The following is a 17034-nucleotide window of genomic DNA, read 5'->3' as shown; positions in this document are numbered from 1 at the left end:
GGTTATTAGCGGTAGTACGAGGGCGCGTTTTTATCCGGACGGGTTTTAAAGCGTCGGTGCAACCACATGTACTGCTCCGGGGCCATGTTGATTGCTTGTTCCATGCGCTTGTTAACCTGAGTCACATCGGCCACTTCATCGCCGCTGGGGAAATTTTCCAGCGCCGGTTGCACCGCTAAATGATATTTACCTTGCTCGTCACGGCGCGTGCTGATGCTGAGCGTTTGGCAATATTTGCTGGCGGCAAAAATCAGCGTACCTGTGGTGCTGGCGGCATCGGGTACGGCAAAAAACGGTGCAAATACACTGCGTTTGCGGCCATAGTCTTGATCCGGCAAGTAGTAGCAGAATTTTTTATCCTTGAGTGCCTTGAGCAAGCTTTTTACGTCGCGTTTGCCTACCAAGTATTCGTTAGAACGCAGTCGACCCTTGGTGGTGAAGTAATCCATCAGGGCGTTGTTATGGGGGCGGTAAAAGCCAATACCACGGCGCTTGACGCCCATGATGCGTGAAGCCATTTCCAGATGCAGCATGTGTGGTACCAACAAGAGTACGCCTTGACCCTGCTGCTGGGCGGCATCAACATGTTCTAAGCCGGTGACCGAGCCGAATATGCGCTTAATACGCCAATCGGGCCACCACCAGGCCATGGCACTTTCGAAAATGGCCATGCCGGTGTTTTCCATATTTTTCAGCACCAGCTCGGCGCGCTGCTCGGCATTTAGGTCGGGGTAGCACAGGGCAATATTCACTTCGGCGATTTTGCGGCGCTTTTTCATTAAGCGATAAACAAGGCGACCAAGTGCTCGTCCCAGCGCCAGTTGCCAGGATTGAGGTAACCAACTGAGGGTATAGAGTAAGAAAACGGATAGCCAGCTAGGCCAGTATTTCGGGGCAAAAAAAGCCAGTTGGAAGGATGTTTTGTTAACCACAAGCATTGATATTTATCATGACGAATGGCGCTCAGTATACGTTATATTGGCAAAACAAAGCCAGCGCTGAGGCTGGCTTTGTCTGTGGTCTTAGTTTTGCGCTTTTAAGCCTTGGTTGATGGCTTCTAAGTCTTGCGCCGTTAAAGTACCGGCCGCTTGTTTCAACGCCAGGGTTGAAACCACATAGCGGTAACGCACGTTGGCCAGGTTACGCTTGGCGTTGTACAGGTTCTGGGTGCTTACCAGCACGTCGACTATGGTACGTGTGCCCACCTCGAAACCGGCTTCGGTTGCTTGCAGTGCACTTTCCGCCGAAATTACCGCCTGCTCAAGGGCTTTGTAAGTGGCGATATCCGATACCACCTGATTGTACGAGGTGATGGTCGAACGGGTCACGGCACGCAGCGTTGCTTCTAAGTCTTCGCTGGCAGCGACATACAAAGAGCGAGCCTGTTTGGTTGAGGCTACCGTGGCACCACCTGAGTAAAGTGGCAGGTTAAAGCTCAGGCCCACGGTTGTTTGATCTTCACGAGGCACATGATCACGGTTGATGGTGGTGCCCATGGTGTTGATTTCGGTATCGGTTAATGAGTCGCCGTAAGATGCGTTCAAAAATAGCGTCGGGTAGTGACCCGCTTGCGCCAGGTCAATCTGCTGCTTGGCGATATCGACTGTGGCCTTAGACACTTGCAACTCTAAGTTCATTTGCTTGGCAAGCTCAACGAAATCGGTGTTTTGCTTGGTTGGCTGCACGGTTGAGAAGGTCTCTGTGTCCAGGGTATCAAGCTTGGCATGGTATTTACCTGTGATTTCACGAAGCTGTTCACGGGCCGTTTCAACGTCGTTTTTGGCAACGATTTCACGGGCAACCGAGTTATCGAACTGAGCTTGAGCTTCGTGAACGTCGGTAATAGCCGTCAGGCCCACGGCGAAACGTTGCTTAGTTTGCTCTAACTGACGCTCAATGGCGCGCTTTTCCGCCTGCACAAATTCCAGGGTGTCGATGGCGCTGAGGACATTAAAGTAGCCTTGCGATACGCGCACGATCAATGCTTGCTGTGCCAGGTCATAAACGGTCTGCTGTTGCAGTGCCTGTTTGTCGGCGATATCCAGTGAACGCCAGGCATTCAAATTGAAAATGGCTTGGTTAAGGCTGATCTGACGAGAAAAGGTATCGCGCTCGGTGTCGAGAGACATTAACTGACCCGAATCGGTATCTATATCGTAACCGTCATTATCGGTTTTGGTATAGCCCATTGAAAAGTCGACTTGTGGCAACAAGGCGCTCAAGGCTCGGTCTGTGTTATGCTGTTGTGCTTCGGCATTGGCCTTGGCTTTTAGAACCACAGGATCATTTTCAAGGGCAATTTGATAAACCTGGAGCAGGTCTTCAGCATGACTGTAAGAGCTAAAGCTAAGCGCTAGCAATGTCGTTAACAGTGTCTTTTTCATTATCAGTACAGTCCTTAGGAATATATTGCGAATTATCTGCATGTTACCGTGTTTGGGCACGATATTGAAAAGCAAAAGCGTAAATAATATATGCTTAAGTGTAACAGAATTTATTTTTTGCGGAAGGATAAACGGTGTCGTTTACCTTTGATTTTGTGACTTTACGTAATCGGTTTGTTTTATATGAATAAAATCAACAGTTTTAAAAACGAAGATGTGCAGGTTGAAAGCACCGAAAGAGTGTTCAACGGCTTCTTTAAAGTGGATAAGTACCGATTTACCCATGCGCTTTTTGCCGGCGGTCGCAGCGACACCATAGAGCGGGAAATATTTGAACGGGGCCATGCGGTGGCGGTCTTACCCTATGACCCCCGCGGTCGTCAGGTGCTACTGGTTGAGCAGATCCGCATCGCCGCCATGGCCAGCAAAGACAGCCCCTGGTTACTGGAGTGTATTGCCGGCATGGCCGATGACAGTGAAGATTATCAAGCCGTGGTGCGTAAAGAGGCGCAAGAGGAAGCCGGGCTTGAGCTGGGAGAGCTGGAATTTATGCTGTCATATTTGTCCAGTCCCGGGGGCACCAGCGAGCGTCTGTATTTATACCTGGCGCCAACGGATCTCAGCGAGGCCGGGGGTATTTTCGGTCTGGATCATGAAGGCGAAGACATCAAGGTGCATGTGCTCGGTCTGGACGAAGCCCTGGCACGCCTGAACAGTGGTGAAATCGATAACGCTGCCACGGTGATCAGTCTACAATGGTTGGCACTCAACGAGCAGCGTATCTTGCAGCAGTGGAATAAACCGTGACGGTAAAAAGAAGAGCCGGGTATATACAATCATTACCCAAGTATCTCACTCTATGTGAGCGCAATTATGCCAATGTCCTGCGCATTCTCCCCGAGCAGCAATGTCGGGGCGCGTCGCGCCTGTTGGATATTCGTCATGAGCGCTATCAAGTCGACATAGAGCAGATGGCCAAGTACACCACGGATATTTGTATTACTCAGGTGCGCGGCGCCATTGCCGGTATGTTTACGCCGCCGATGAATGTGCGCATCTATCACGATGCCCGGGTGGCCGAGGTGGTGCACCCGGATTATCATAGCCGCATCAAGCCCGCCTACAGCTACCCGAATGTGGGCATGCATCAAAAAGATGAGAAGTATCAGGTCAATGCGTTTTTACACGACTGGCTGACGTTTTGTATTTCGCACGGAGAGGCGGTATTGGATTGGGATTGTGGCAGTGACCTGGTTTAAAGAACATCTAATCAGCGCGGCTAAGCCGCTGCATTTCGGTCACTTTACCGATAGCCATGTGTTTGCCGACAAAGACGGCGAATACTTTAATGTTAATTGTGCCGAGCATTTGGCTAAAACCCTGGCGGCCATGGCCGAGGAAGACTTCGATTTTGTGGTGTTTGGTGGCGACCTCACTCAAGATCACAGCGCCGAGTCTTATCACCTGTTTGCCGAGCTGGTGGCGGCCAGTCCCTTGGCGTGTCCGGTGTTTTGGGTGCCCGGCAATCATGATGAGTTAACCCATTTAGAGAGGATGAGTCAGGGGCAAATTAGTGCCTGTAAGCGTATTTGTCATCCTTATGCGCACTTGCTGCTGATCAATACCAAGGGTACTACGCCGGCGGGCTGGGTCAGCAAAGCGCACCTGCAAGACATTAAACAGGCGCTGGCAGTGAGCGATGCCCCGCATATATTAATCGGTCATCATCATCCCTTGCCGGTGCGTGGTTATATCGACAAGCACATATTGGAAAATGGCGCCCAGTTGCTGGATTTACTCAATGAGCATTCTCAGGTGAAGGCCTTGGTGCACGGGCATGCGCATAACGAATATGAGCGTGTCTGTGAGGGCGTAACTATCTATGGCACGCCGGCGACTTCAATTCAATTTACCAAACACACCCAGGATTGGCAGCAACAACGCGTAGGCCCGGCCTACCGGCGCTTACGTGTGGAGCAGGACGGGTTACTCAAGACTCAGGTAGTATGGCTAGAAAATTAATCTATATTCATGGCTTCAACAGCTCGGAGCTATCGCAAAAAGCGGTGCAGTTAGGTGAACACCTGGCAAATTGGTCCGGGCAGTATATAGTGCCCCGTTTAAGTCACTGCCCGACAACGGCCATAGCCCAACTAGAGGCGCACCTTGACGATAACACCGCCCTGATTGGCAGCTCCTTGGGCGGCTTTTACGCCACCTATTTATCGCAAATCCATGGCTTGCCGGCGGTGGTGGTGAATCCCGCGGTGCACCCGGCGCGCCTGTTTAGCGACTATTTAGGGGCCCAATACAACCCTTATCAGGATTATCATTACCAGTTAGAACAAAGCCATTTGCTGGCGCTGGAACAACTTTATTTAGAGCAATTAACTTCCCCCGAGCTATTGTTTTTGTTACAACAACAAGGTGATGAAGTGTTACCCTATAGGCAGGCCGTAGACTACTACCAACTCTGCCAACAGGTTGTTGAACCCGGCGGCGAGCACCGCTTTGTAGGATTTGAGCGCTATTTTGGCGCCATTACGCGATTCTTAAATATCACCCTAACCACATAGGCTGTTAACGAATAAAAATATGAGCCAGCAGAACTATAACGCCGAAGCAATTGAAGTATTAAATGGTCTGGACCCGGTAAAACGTCGTCCGGGCATGTATACCGATACCACCCGTCCTAACCACCTGGGTCAAGAAGTGATCGACAACAGTGTCGACGAGGCCCTGGCCGGTCACGCCAGCAAGGTGGATGTGATCCTCCATGAAGATAACTCCCTGGAGGTGATCGACGATGGCCGGGGTATGCCGGTTGATATTCACCCGGAAGAGGGCATTCCCGGGGTTGAGCTGATCCTCACCAAACTCCATGCCGGTGGTAAGTTCTCCAACAAAAACTACCAGTTCTCCGGTGGTTTGCACGGTGTGGGTATTTCCGTGGTGAACGCCTTATCGACCCGGGTTGAGGTCACGGTGCGCCGCGATGGCCAGGTTTATGAAATTGCCTTTGCCGATGGCGATAAGGTGCAGGACCTGCACGTTACCGGCACAGTGGGTAAGCGCAATACCGGCACCTCGGTACGCTTTTGGCCCGATGCTTCCTATTTTGATTCGGCAAACTTCTCACTGAGCAAATTAAACCATGTGCTTAAGGCCAAGGCGGTGCTCTGCCCGGGTCTGCGCATCCGCTTTATTAATAAGCAAACCAAAGAAACTCAGGAATGGTTCTACGAAGCCGGCCTTAAAGACTATATCAAGGATGCCACCAAGGGCTATGAAACCCTGCCTCAGCAACCCTTTACCGGTGAATTTAGCGGTAGCACAGAGGGCGTAGACTGGGCGCTGTTGTGGTTGCCCGAAGGCGGCGAATCGATCACCGAAAGCTATGTCAACCTGATCCCGACGGCTCAGGGCGGTACCCATGTAAATGGCTTGCGCCAAGGCTTACTTGAGGCGATGCGGGAATTCTGTGAATTCCGTAACCTGTTACCACGAGGCGTGCGCCTGACTCCGGAAGATATCTGGGACAAGTGCTCCTACGTGCTGTCGGTGAAAATGCAAGACCCGCAATTTGCCGGACAAACGAAAGAAAAACTGTCGTCGCGCCAATGTGCGGCCTTTGTTTCCGGGGTGGTCAAAGACTCCTTTAGCCTGTGGTTGAACGAGCACACAGACGTGGCCGAACTGCTGGCCGAGCTGTGTATCAGCAATGCCCAGCGTCGTATGCGTGCGGCGAAAAAGGTGGTGCGTAAAAAGGTCACCCAGGGGCCGGCACTGCCGGGCAAGCTGACCGACTGTAGCAGCAGCGAAATCGAGCGCACCGAGCTCTTTCTGGTGGAAGGTGACTCGGCGGGCGGCTCGGCGAAGCAGGCGCGTGACCGAGACTTTCAGGCGATCATGCCGCTGCGCGGTAAGATCCTTAACACCTGGGAAGTGGAGTCGGGACAGATCCTGGCATCACAAGAAGTGCACGATATTTCCGTGGCCCTAGGTATTGACCCGGATAGCGAAGATTTAAGCGGCCTGCGCTATGGCAAGGTGTGTATCCTCGCCGATGCGGACTCCGATGGACTGCATATCGCCACCTTGTTGTGTGCGCTGTTTGTAAAGCATTTCCCATCCTTGGTGCGTCAGGGCCATGTCTATGTGGCGATGCCGCCACTGTATCGTATCGACGTCGGCAAAGAGGTGTTCTATGCCCTCGATGAAGATGAAAAAACCGGGATTCTCGATCGTATCGAAGCAGAGAAAAAGCGCGGCAAGGTTAACGTCCAGCGCTTTAAAGGTCTGGGTGAAATGAACCCGCTGCAACTGCGTGAAACGACCATGGATCCCAATACCCGTCGCTTGGTGCAGTTAACCTTGGACGAGCCGGAGCAGACCGAAGAAGTGATGGATATGCTGCTGGCGAAAAAGCGCTCCGGCGATCGCCGTCAGTGGTTGGAAAACCACGGCGACAAGGCCGAAGTTGAACTCTAAGTAACAGTAATCTGGGTGCCGTGCTGCGGCGCCAATACACAGAGAGAGGTTTCCATGGGTAATAAAATTTTAAGTGCGTTAATTGGCTTGGCTTTTGTCGGGAGCGCCCAGGCCACGGATATTACCGAGCGTCTGTCGGTACCGGAAGGCTTTAGCATCCAGCCTTATGCCCTGAACGTAGACAATGCCCGTCAGCTGGCGTTATCAGACACAGGGATTGTCTATGCCGGTTCGCGTAAGGCCGGCAAGGTGCATGCGTTAATCGATGCCGATAAAGACGGCCAGGCGGAGCGCCAGGTATTAATCGCCGAGGGTTTGAATTTGCCGTCCGGCATCGCCTTTAAGGATGGCGATTTATATGTCGCCGAAGTCGAGCGTATAGTCCGCTTTAAAGACATAGACACCAAGTTGGATAAGGCGGAAATGGAAGTGGTATTCGACCAGCTTCCCGATAAGCGTCATCATGGCTGGAAGTTTATCCGTTTCTCGCCCAAGGGCGACTTAATCATTCCGGTTGGCGTGCCTTGTAATGTCTGTGCCGAGGATCCGGAATTTGGTCTGCTGTATACACTGGATCTGAAAAGCAAGGAAGTCACTACCATCGCTAAGGGTGTACGTAACTCGGTGGGCTTTGATTACCACCCGCAAACCGGCAATTTATGGTTCAGCGATAATGGTCGTGACATGATGGGTGACGATATTCCACCCTGTGAAATCAATGTGATAACCGAGCCCGGGCAACATTTTGGCTTTCCGTATTTTCATGGCGGCACCATTGCCGATCCTGAATTCGGTAAGGGTAAGAACATGAGTGACTATGTGCAGCCGGCCCTTAATTTGGGCGCTCATGTGGCACCGCTGGGCATTCATTTCTACACCGGCGAACAGTTCCCTGCCAAGTATAAAAATCAGCTCTTTGTGGCCGAACACGGTTCATGGAACCGCAGTAAAAAAGCGGGTTACCGCGTCATGGTCGCCGAGGTTGAGGGCGATAAGGTGACGGGTTATACGCCGTTTATTACCGGCTTTATGGAAAATGAGCAAACCTATGGTCGCCCGGTGGCCATGGTGCAAATGCCCGATGGCAGCCTGCTGGTCTCAGACGATTACGCCAATGCCATCTACCGTGTGCAATATAATAAAAAGTAAGTTTGGATAACGAGCAATGACACAAACAACGACCTTGTCGCAACAAGGCATAGAGCAGCTTACTATGGGGCGTTTTACCGAAGACGCCTACCTTAACTATTCCATGTATGTGATCATGGACCGCGCCTTGCCGCATATTGGCGATGGCCTTAAGCCCGTACAACGCCGTATTGTTTATGCGATGAGCGAGCTTGGCTTATCGGCGGCGGCAAAATATAAAAAGTCTGCCCGTACCGTGGGTGACGTGCTAGGTAAATACCACCCCCATGGCGATAGCGCTTGTTATGAAGCCATGGTGTTGATGGCGCAGCCGTTTTCTTACCGCTACCCGCTGGTGGACGGTCAGGGGAACTGGGGTGCGGCGGACGACCCTAAATCCTTCGCCGCTATGCGTTATACCGAAGCGCGTTTGTCTAAGTTCTCCGAGGTGTTGCTCAAAGAGCTGGGCCAGGGCACGGTAGACTGGACGCCGAACTTCGACGGCACCATGAAAGAGCCGCTGGTACTGCCGGCGCGTTTACCGCATATCCTGTTAAACGGCGTGACAGGTATAGCCGTGGGTATGGCCACGGATATTCCGCCTCACAATGTGCGTGAGTTGGCCGATGCCTGTTGTTTATTGCTCGATAAACCTAAATCCGAATTAAACGAACTGCTGCAGTTGGTTAAGGCACCTGATTATCCCACCGAAGCGGAAATCATCACCCCGAAAGCCGACATCGAAAAGATGTACACCACGGGTCGCGGTTCGCTGAAAATGCGCGCCAAGTACCATGTGGAGCAGGGCGAGGTAGTGATCACCGCGCTGCCGCATCAATGTTCCGGTGCTAAGGTGCTGGAGCAAATCGCCAATCAGATGACGGCGAAGAAACTGCCCATGGTGGCGGACCTACGCGACGAGTCGGACCATGAAAACCCGACCCGTATCGTGGTGGTGCCGCGCTCGAATCGCATTAAGGTGGAGCCGTTGATGGCACACCTGTTTGCGACAACCGATTTAGAGAAAAACTACCGCGTTAACCTGAATATGATCGGCCTGGATGGTCGTCCTCAGGTTAAAGATCTACGCAGTATTTTAAGCGAATGGCTGGAGTTCCGCCGCGACACCGTGCGTCGCCGTTTGCAGTATCGTCTCGATAAGGTTATGGCTCGCCTGCATATTCTTGAAGGCTTAATGATCGCCTTCCTCAATATCGATGAAGTGATTGCCATTATCCGCAACGAGGACGAACCCAAGCCGGTGTTGATGGAACGTTTTGGCCTGAGTGAAACCCAGGCCGAAGCCATCTTGGACTTAAAACTTCGTCATCTTGCCAAGCTTGAAGAAATGAAAATTCGTGGCGAGCAGGATGAGCTGGCCAAAGAGCGTGACAAATTGGAGCTGACTTTAGGCTCAGAGCGCCGCATGTCGACGCTGATGAAAAAAGAAATCCAGGAAGCCGCCGAGTTGTATGGCGATGATCGCCGCTCACCTGTGGTTGAGCGTGAAGAAGCCAAGGCCCTAAGCGAGAAGGATCTTATTCCTTCCGAGTCGGTGACCGTGGTGCTTTCTGAAAAAGGCTGGGCCCGGGTGGCCAAGGGCCATGATGTCGATGCCGAGGGGCTGAGTTACCGCTCCGGTGATAAGTTTAAGGCCAGTGCCAAGGGTAAGAGCAATCAGCCCGCGGTATTCCTCGACTCCAGTGGTCGCGCCTTTGCCACCGACGCTCATAGCCTGCCTTCGGCGCGCAGCCAGGGTGAGCCCATGTCGGGACGCTTCAATATTGCCGCCGGTGCCACCTTGGAGCATGCAGTGATGGCCGAGAGCGAGCAGATGCTGCTGATGGCCAGCGATGCCGGTTATGGTTTTGTCGCCGAATTTAACGACTTGGTGAGTAAGAACAAAAACGGTAAGGCCTTGGTGAGCATTCCTAAGGGCGGCTTACTGATGCAGCCCATTGCCGTGGGCGACATTGCCAGCGACTATTGTATGGCGATTTCCAGCGAGGGGCGCATGCTGCTGTTCCCGCTGCGTGATCTGCCGAAACTGGCTAAGGGTAAGGGCAATAAGATTATTTCCATCCCCAGCGCCAAGGTGCAGGCGCGTGAGGAGTTTGTGAAACTGTTGGCGGTGGTGCCCGAAGGCGCCAGCGTTACCCTGTTGGCCGGTAAGCGCAAGCTGACGCTCAAACCAAGCGATCTTGAGCACTATCACGGCGAGCGTGGTCGTCGTGGTAACAAGTTACCCAGAGGCCTGCAACGGGTGGACGGCTGTGAGATTGAACTGGCCGGTAATACGCCAGAGCCCGAAGTGGCAGCAACAACCGAAGAATAAAAAAAGAGGGCTTAGCCCTCTTTTTTTATGCCTCAGCGAACGGCTTACAAATCAAAGCGGTCGGCATTCATCACCTTGTCCCAGGCCTTGATAAAGTCATGCACAAAGCGATGTTTATTATCATCCTGGGCGTAAAACTCTGCGTAGGAGCGCAGCACTGAGTTGGAGCCGAATATCAAATCGACCCGGGTCGCGGTCCATTTAGCGACATCTGTTTCGCGGTCAACTAAATCGTAAAGGCCATCGCTGCGCGGCTGCCAACGATAGTCCATGTCGGTGAGGTGAACAAAGAAGTCATTGCTTAACACCCCGACGCTGCTGGTAAAGACCCCATGGTCGCTGCCACCATAATTGGTGCCCAGTACGCGCATACCCCCCACCAAGACCGTCATTTGTGGTGCCGTTAACCCCATGAGCTGGGCGCGATCGAGCAGCAGCTCTTCGGCGGGCACCGCGTAGTCTTGTTTGAGCCAGTTGCGAAAGCCATCGGCAATGGGCTCCAGCGGCGCAAAAGAATCGCCATCGGTCATCTCTATGCTGGCATCACCGCGTCCCGGTGAGAAGGGCACTGTGGTGGCCACGCCGGCGGCATGAGCGGCCTGCTCTACTGCGGCACAGCCACCAAGGACGATTAAGTCGGCCAGGCTAACGGGTTTACTTAGCTCCGCCTGCAATTTTTCCAGTGCTTCGATAACCCGGGCCAGGCGTGCCGGCTCGTTGCCGGGCCAGTTTTTTTGTGGCGCCAGGCGAATACGCGCACCATTGGCGCCACCGCGATGGTCCGAGCCGCGATAGGTGCGGGCGCTATCCCAGGCGGTGCTGATCAAGTCGCTGTGGCTGATGCCGCAGTCGAGCAGTTTGGCCTTGAGGTCGTCTATTTCATGATTGCTAAGGATATAATTCACCGCCGGGACGGGATCTTGCCAGAGCAAGTCTTCATTGGGCACATCGGCGCCTAAATACCGGGCTTTGGGGCCGAGATCCCGGTGTGTCAGCTTGAACCAGGCGCGGGCAAATACATCGCTGAAGTAGTCAAAGTCCTTGGCGAAGCGCTCGATGATCTGGCGATAGCTGGGATCCATCTTCATCGCCATATCGGCATCGGTCATGATCGGGTTATGACGAATGCTGGGGTCTTCGGTGTCGACCGGTTTGTCCTCTTCTTTAATATCAATGGGCTCCCACTGCCAGGCGCCGGCGGGGCTTTTTTTCGACTGCCACTCGTAGTTGAGCAGCAAATAACAGTAGCCATTATCCCATCGGGTCGGGTGGCTGGTCCAGGCGCCTTCTAAGCCAGAGGTCACTGTATCACTGCCGATCCCTCGCTGGGTATGGTTATTCCAACCAAGTCCTTGTTCGCTGATATCGGCGGCTTCCGGCTCGGGGCCCAGTAAGGTGGCGTCGCCGTTGCCATGTGCCTTGCCGACGGTATGGCCGCCCACGGTCAGGGCCGCGGTTTCCTCATCGTTCATGGCCATGCGGGCAAAGGTTTCGCGCACCTGAGCCGCTGTTTTTAGCGGATCCGGCTGACCGTTGACCCCCTCGGGATTGACGTAGATTAGCCCCATTTGCACCGCCGCCAAGGGGTTTTCCATGGTGGTTGGCTGGTTGACGTCGTCATAGCGTTCGTCGCTTGGCGCCAACCATTCTTTTTCCGCGCCCCAGTACACGTCTTTTTCCGGGTGCCAGATATCTTCACGGCCACCGGCAAAACCAAAGGTCTTTAAGCCCATGGATTCATAGGCCATATTGCCGGCGAGGATGATCAGATCCGCCCAAGATAAGCGGTTGCCGTATTTTTTCTTAATTGGCCACAGCAGACGACGGGCTTTGTCCAGGTTGGTGTTATCGGGCCAGGAGTTGAGCGGGGCAAAACGTTGGTTGCCGGTGCCGGCGCCGCCACGCCCGTCGGCAATGCGGTAGGAGCCGGCGGCGTGCCAGGCCATGCGGATCATCAAACCGCCGTAATGTCCCCAGTCTGCCGGCCACCAGGGCTGGCTATGGGTCATCAGGGCTTTAAGATCTTGTTTCACCGCCTCGAGGTCGAGCTTTAAGAATTCCGCGCCATAATCGAAGTCGTCGCCATAAGGATTGGGTTTGTGATCGTGCTGGTGGAGGATATCGAGGTTGAGGGTGTTGGGCCACCAGTCGGTATTGGCCTCGGCGTTATGGGTGAGACCGCCGTGCATTACGGGACACTTAGCCATCTTAGTTTCCTTGTTAGTTTTAAAATATGGACCACATCCAACAGCCGTCATAGATGAAGTAAGCTAATTACTCAAGTGTAGCCAATACAGTTCCAAAGGTGGGGTATTAGCCAATAAAAACTGCAACATAGCGGGTTACAGGGGCACGGCGAGCAGGGCCTGCATGTGCTATGTTTACAAAGGCGCTAAGGTAATAAGGGCTCTAGGTATTTTGGCTGCAGCAAGAGCATAAAAAGCGGCGTACAAGTGTTCGCTATAATAAATCAGCCTATGTATAATGCCGGCCAATCTCGAAAGTTGGAGTTAATTGTGCTGGCATTGTTACGCTTGTTGGTAATTGCGGTATTTATTCCTTGTAGTTTCATCGCAGGTTTTTTGTTGTGCCTGGTGCGTCCGTTTCATGGCGATAATGTTCGCATTATCGGCAGCTGGTATGGGGCGGCCTCAAGGTTGTTTGGCGTTAAGCTGGTGATAGAAAAAGACGAAGCCATCGTCAGTGGTGAGCCGGCGGTGTATATTGCCAATCATCAGAACAATTACGATATTTTCTTTTTACCCGCGGCGCTACAGCGTAATACGGTGAGTTTGGGTAAAAAGAGCCTCAAATGGATCCCCTTCTTTGGCCAGTTATATTGGCTATCGGGTAATATTCTGATCGACCGTGGCAACCGTAAAAAAGCCATGGCGACCATAACCAAGACCACGGAAAAGTTAAAAAAAGGCGGGTTATCCCTGTGGATGTTCCCCGAAGGCACGCGCAGCTATGGCCGTGGCCTGCTGCCCTTTAAAACCGGTGCCTTTCATACCGCCGCCAATGCCAATATTCCGGTGATCCCCGTGGTGATGAGCGATACCCATAAATGTATTAAGTTAAACCGCTGGGATAATGGTACTATCTACATCAAAATGTTAGCCCCACAGCTGTTAGATGCATCCATGAGTGTTCGCCAATACGCCGATCACTTCCATGAGGTGATGAATGAAACGCTGACGCAATTAAATGAGAGAAGCTAAATGGAAAACTGGCGCGAAATAAGCGAAGAAATTGTTGAGTCACTACTTGAAGACGGTTCTAACCCGGAGCTGCTGTATGAAGTAGAGCACCATTTTGTGTGTGAAGACTTTAACGCCTTAGAAAGTGCCGCTCTGGCCGCATTTAAACTGGGTTACGACGTTGAAGAGCCGGCGGAGCTGGAGCTTGAAGAGGGCGGTACCATTTGGGGCTTCGACGTGGTGGTAGAGTGTGAACTAAACGCCGACGCGATTATGGAAGACGTAGACAAACTGGTGGCCATAGCCGAGCAAAACAAGGTTGAATACGACGGTTGGGGAACCTACTTCCAAGACTAAAAGGTGGTTTTATCCACCTTTCATAGACTTTAAGTATTAGTTAGTGATAACGTTCTTCGAGTCCTTCAATTGCTAGCCCTTTTATATGTTGATCTCCTTATCTATTAGCGAGTTAAAGCCCGGCATGTTTGTCGATCGCGTCAATAGGCAGACAGCAGGGGCGGCAATTAAAATCAAAACCCGCGGTATGGTGCGAGACCCCGCTATCATTGAGCGCCTGCTCAAGGAAGGGGTTGAAGAGTTGACCATCGACTTTGCCCAGAGTGAGGTGGCAATTCCTCGACATTTGCAGCCTGGCAGCGCCCCCGCCAAGGTTCTAGAGCCTGATGCTCAAGTCTCTGAAGAGGCACCAACTAAGCTAAGCCCCGACAAATCTGCACAGGCCACATTAGAGCAGGAATATTTAATCGCCAGCACCTGCTATGAACAAAGCCAGGGTAAGTTGCGCGCCATGTTTCATGATTTGAGCGCCGGCATGCTGGTGAATATGGAGTTGCTTAGCGATATTGCCGACGCCATTGTCGATTCGGTGTTTCGTAACGCCGATGCCATGGCGGCGTTGACGCTGTTGCGCGATCAGCAAAGCTATACCTGGCGGCATATGCTCAACTGCGCCATTCTCACCGCGATTTTCGCCAAATACCTGGGCTATGAAATGACTAAGGTCAGGCAGATGGCGCTGGCAGCTTTACTGCATGATATTGGCCTGGCCAAGGTGCCACAGGGAGTTTTGTCTAAACCTAGCCGGTTAAGTGAGCTTGAGGTCAAGGCGATGCGTAAGCATGTGGCCCTGGGTTTGAGCATGCTGAAGGGGCAAAAACATATCACCGCCATGATGCTGGAGATGATAGTCAATCACCATGAGCGTCTCGATGGCAGTGGCTACCCGCGCGGCCTTAGTGCCGATAAACTCTCTCGTGAGGCACGTATTCTCGCCATTGTCGATGTTTATGCGGCCATGATTGCTGATAAGCCCTATAAACAGGGGCAAGAGCCGCTTGGCGCATTACGCTTCTTGCTGGCTCAAGAGCAGCTGTTCGATCAGGCCCTGGTGCAACGCTTTATTAAATGCGTCGGGATCTATCCAATCGGCACCCTGGTGCACTTAACCAACGAGCGCTTGGCCATGGTGGTGCAGGGCAATAGTGACAACCCCATTCGCCCTAGGGTAAGGGTGTTTTACAATACCCAACACCGTCATCATATTACCGCCAAGGATATCGATCTGAGCGCAGGGCAGGACGATATTAAAATTATTGCCTCCACCAGTGGCAGCGAATATGAGCTCAATTTGGCTCGGCTGTTAAAGGAACACCTGCTGCCCTAATTTTACCTCCCGGGTACGCCCGTTTCGCCTTAGCGTGGTTGTTAAACCGCTCACTCATCCAGGCCGCTGCCAAACAGCTTGCCGTCATTAAAACCCACACCAGCGTGCCTTGTTGGCTATGCAAGGTCAGGGCACAACAGCCCAGGCTTAAGAGCTGACTCAACATGGCCAGCAACCAAAAGCGAGCTACGGGGTTGTCGCATTCCCCTTGTCGGTGGCAGGCACAGTAACTGGCCCGCAAAAACGCATAGGTACCGAGAGCGCAAAACAACAGAGCCAAGGCGATAAGAGCAACGATAAAAAACATCATCTGTCCTTAGAGTGAGTAATGGCATCTAGTGTAACGACTAAACCCATCAAGTCAACGCTAATGAGAATTATTACCAAATGTGAGTGTCGAGGACATACCAGTTTTAACTTTGTAGCAAAAATGCGCGATTGTGTCGTTAAATTACTGGTTGTTAACCATAATTAACAGATTTTTATCATCAAATACGCTAATGTAGGCCGGTTAACAAGATAACAATGAGAATGAAGTATGCAATTCAAAAAGATCCTTTTAGCGGCCTCTCTGGCGCTATTATCAACCGAAACTTTTGCCGCTGCCTTTCAGTTGGCGGAGCAAAATGTCTCAGGCCTGGGCCGTGCCTACGCCGGTGAAGCGGCGGTTGCAGATGATGCTTCTGTGGTTGCGCGCAACCCAGCGCTGATGTCACAGTTTGATAAGGCGCAGCTGAGCATCGCCGCCATGTATGTAAAGCCGGATGTAAGCCTTGAAGGTAAAAGCACCAATAACGGCCTTGATGCCGAGCTACTTGATGACAGCAGCATCGCGCCAAGCGCGGTGATCCCTGCCGGTTACTTTACTATGCCGCTTAACGAACAAGTAAGCCTGGGCTTTGGCGTATTCTCTAACTTCGGCTTATCAACGGAATTTTCTGGTGACTACGTTGCCGGTCAAATTGCCGGTGAAACCGAAATCGTTACCATCAACACCAATGTGTCGGTTGCCTACCAAGTTGACGAGGCCTGGACACTGGCCCTGGGTGTAAACCATGTTTATGCCGATGCCAAGGTAAAGCGTACCTTGGGTGCAAACCCCTTTGGCGCGCCTGCCAGTACTGAAGCCGCGCACCTGGAAGGTGACGACACCGGTTTTGGCTGGAACCTGGGTGTGGCTTATAGTCTGGATGACAACAACCGTTTAGGTTTCCACTATCGCAGCGAAACCGATCTGACCTTTGACGGTGAATACAGCAACTCGCTTCCGGCTGCTTTAGGTGGTTTAGAGGGCATGGAGCTTCCCGGCACGCTTGAGCTAACCCTGCCGGCAATCGCCGAATTTTCCGGTTCTCACCAACTAACAAAAGAATACGGCCTGCACTACAGCGTGGTTTGGACCGGCTGGAGCAGTTTCGACAAACTGGAAGCCTTTGTGCCAGCGAGTGACGCGCCGGTGTTCGAAAAGCAAGAAGACTTTTCCGATTCAATCCGCGTCTCTGTCGGTGGTGATTACCAGCTAAATGAGCAGGTTAAACTGCGCGCCGGTTTGGCCTTTGATGAATCGCCGGTATCGCAACAGCACCTGTCTATCTCTATCCCGGATACGGATCGCTTTTGGTTCTCATTCGGTGCCGAGTGGCAGTTGGATGAAGCGTCAAGCGTCGACCTGGGTGCCAGCATTCTGCGTGGTAAAAAGCAGAGCTTTGTTGAAAGTGACAACCTTGGCCAGCAATGGGGCTTTGAATCGGAAGGCAATGCCTACCTGTTCGGTGCGCAGTACAACTACAGCTTCTAAGCCAGCATAAGCGT

15 protein-coding genes are annotated in these 17034 nt (G+C 52.5%); 11 read left to right on the top strand and 4 right to left on the bottom strand.

Annotation, left to right across the window (positions count from 1 at the left end):
• Positions 1 to 5 precede the first annotated feature (5 nt).
• Positions 6 to 938: an LpxL/LpxP family Kdo(2)-lipid IV(A) lauroyl/palmitoleoyl acyltransferase gene (lpxL, locus tag C2M36_RS16025; protein WP_442792670.1), complete on the bottom strand. Its 933-nt coding sequence runs from the start codon at positions 936 to 938 to the stop codon at positions 6 to 8.
• 84 nt (positions 939 to 1022) lie between these two features.
• Positions 1023 to 2384, bottom strand: a complete 1362-nt coding sequence (tolC, locus tag C2M36_RS16020) for an outer membrane channel protein TolC (protein ID WP_105255753.1) — start codon at positions 2382 to 2384, stop codon at positions 1023 to 1025.
• A gap of 183 nt (positions 2385 to 2567) precedes the next feature.
• On the opposite strand from tolC, the gene C2M36_RS16015 reads away from it, so the two are divergent.
• The 7 genes from C2M36_RS16015 to parC are packed head-to-tail and all read left to right on the top strand — an operon-like array spanning position 2568 to position 10338.
• A complete protein-coding gene (locus C2M36_RS16015) occupies positions 2568 to 3191 on the top strand; it encodes an NUDIX domain-containing protein (protein ID WP_105255752.1) in 624 nt (207 codons plus the stop codon).
• On the top strand, positions 3188 to 3643 hold the full coding sequence (locus C2M36_RS16010; RefSeq protein ID WP_105255751.1) for a DUF1249 domain-containing protein: 456 nt from the start codon (positions 3188 to 3190) through the stop codon (positions 3641 to 3643). The genes C2M36_RS16015 and C2M36_RS16010 overlap by 4 nt, the downstream gene beginning before the upstream one ends.
• On the top strand, positions 3630 to 4406 hold the full coding sequence (locus C2M36_RS16005; protein WP_105255750.1) for a metallophosphoesterase: 777 nt from the start codon (positions 3630 to 3632) through the stop codon (positions 4404 to 4406). Before C2M36_RS16010 ends, C2M36_RS16005 begins: the two co-directional genes overlap by 14 nt.
• Positions 4391 to 4960 carry a YqiA/YcfP family alpha/beta fold hydrolase gene (locus C2M36_RS16000; RefSeq protein WP_105255749.1) on the top strand — a complete coding sequence of 190 codons (570 nt, stop codon included), beginning with the start codon at positions 4391 to 4393 and terminating at the stop codon, positions 4958 to 4960. Before C2M36_RS16005 ends, C2M36_RS16000 begins: the two co-directional genes overlap by 16 nt.
• 19 nt (positions 4961 to 4979) lie before the next feature.
• Positions 4980 to 6875 (top strand): DNA topoisomerase IV subunit B, encoded by a 1896-nt coding sequence (parE, locus tag C2M36_RS15995; protein ID WP_105255748.1) that lies wholly within the window; start codon positions 4980 to 4982, stop codon positions 6873 to 6875.
• A gap of 54 nt (positions 6876 to 6929) precedes the next feature.
• The gene (locus C2M36_RS15990) at positions 6930 to 8024 is read left to right on the top strand and encodes a PQQ-dependent sugar dehydrogenase (RefSeq protein WP_105255747.1); all 1095 of its coding nucleotides are present in this window, start codon (positions 6930 to 6932) and stop codon (positions 8022 to 8024) included.
• Between the two features lie 16 nt (positions 8025 to 8040).
• Complete coding sequence (parC, locus tag C2M36_RS15985; protein ID WP_105255746.1) at positions 8041 to 10338, top strand: DNA topoisomerase IV subunit A; 2298 nt, start codon at positions 8041 to 8043, stop codon at positions 10336 to 10338.
• A 44-nt stretch (positions 10339 to 10382) separates the two neighbouring features.
• Here parC and katG read toward each other — a convergent pair whose 3' ends face one another.
• Positions 10383 to 12545 carry a catalase/peroxidase HPI gene (katG, locus tag C2M36_RS15980; RefSeq protein WP_105255745.1) on the bottom strand — a complete coding sequence of 721 codons (2163 nt, stop codon included), beginning with the start codon at positions 12543 to 12545 and terminating at the stop codon, positions 10383 to 10385.
• A gap of 309 nt (positions 12546 to 12854) precedes the next feature.
• Here katG and C2M36_RS15975 point away from each other — a divergent pair, with 309 nt between their 5' ends.
• From C2M36_RS15975 to C2M36_RS15965, 3 genes are all read left to right on the top strand, one after another.
• Positions 12855 to 13559, top strand: coding sequence for a 1-acylglycerol-3-phosphate O-acyltransferase (locus C2M36_RS15975; protein ID WP_105255884.1), 705 nt, complete (start codon positions 12855 to 12857; stop codon positions 13557 to 13559).
• Entirely contained in the window at positions 13560 to 13895 is a 336-nt protein-coding gene (gene rraB / locus C2M36_RS15970; RefSeq protein WP_105255744.1) for a ribonuclease E inhibitor RraB, read from the top strand.
• A gap of 85 nt (positions 13896 to 13980) precedes the next feature.
• Entirely contained in the window at positions 13981 to 15222 is a 1242-nt protein-coding gene (locus C2M36_RS15965; protein ID WP_105255743.1) for an HD-GYP domain-containing protein, read from the top strand.
• Here the strand turns inward: C2M36_RS15965 and C2M36_RS15960 are convergent.
• The gene (locus C2M36_RS15960; RefSeq protein ID WP_234399192.1) at positions 15182 to 15529 is read right to left on the bottom strand and encodes a hypothetical protein; all 348 of its coding nucleotides are present in this window, start codon (positions 15527 to 15529) and stop codon (positions 15182 to 15184) included. The two genes, C2M36_RS15965 and C2M36_RS15960, sit on opposite strands and share 41 nt — an antisense overlap.
• Before the next feature lie 231 nt (positions 15530 to 15760).
• Here C2M36_RS15960 and C2M36_RS15955 point away from each other — a divergent pair, with 231 nt between their 5' ends.
• Positions 15761 to 17020 carry an outer membrane protein transport protein gene (locus C2M36_RS15955; RefSeq protein WP_105255742.1) on the top strand — a complete coding sequence of 420 codons (1260 nt, stop codon included), beginning with the start codon at positions 15761 to 15763 and terminating at the stop codon, positions 17018 to 17020.
• The last annotated feature ends 14 nt before the right edge of the window (positions 17021 to 17034 follow it).

The sequence above is a fragment of the Pseudoalteromonas sp. T1lg75 genome, from assembly GCF_002964705.1.
In the GTDB taxonomy this organism is placed as follows: domain Bacteria; phylum Pseudomonadota; class Gammaproteobacteria; order Enterobacterales; family Alteromonadaceae; genus Pseudoalteromonas.
Note: the sequence above shows the minus strand (reverse complement) of the source record. Positions and strands in the feature narration are given on the sequence as shown.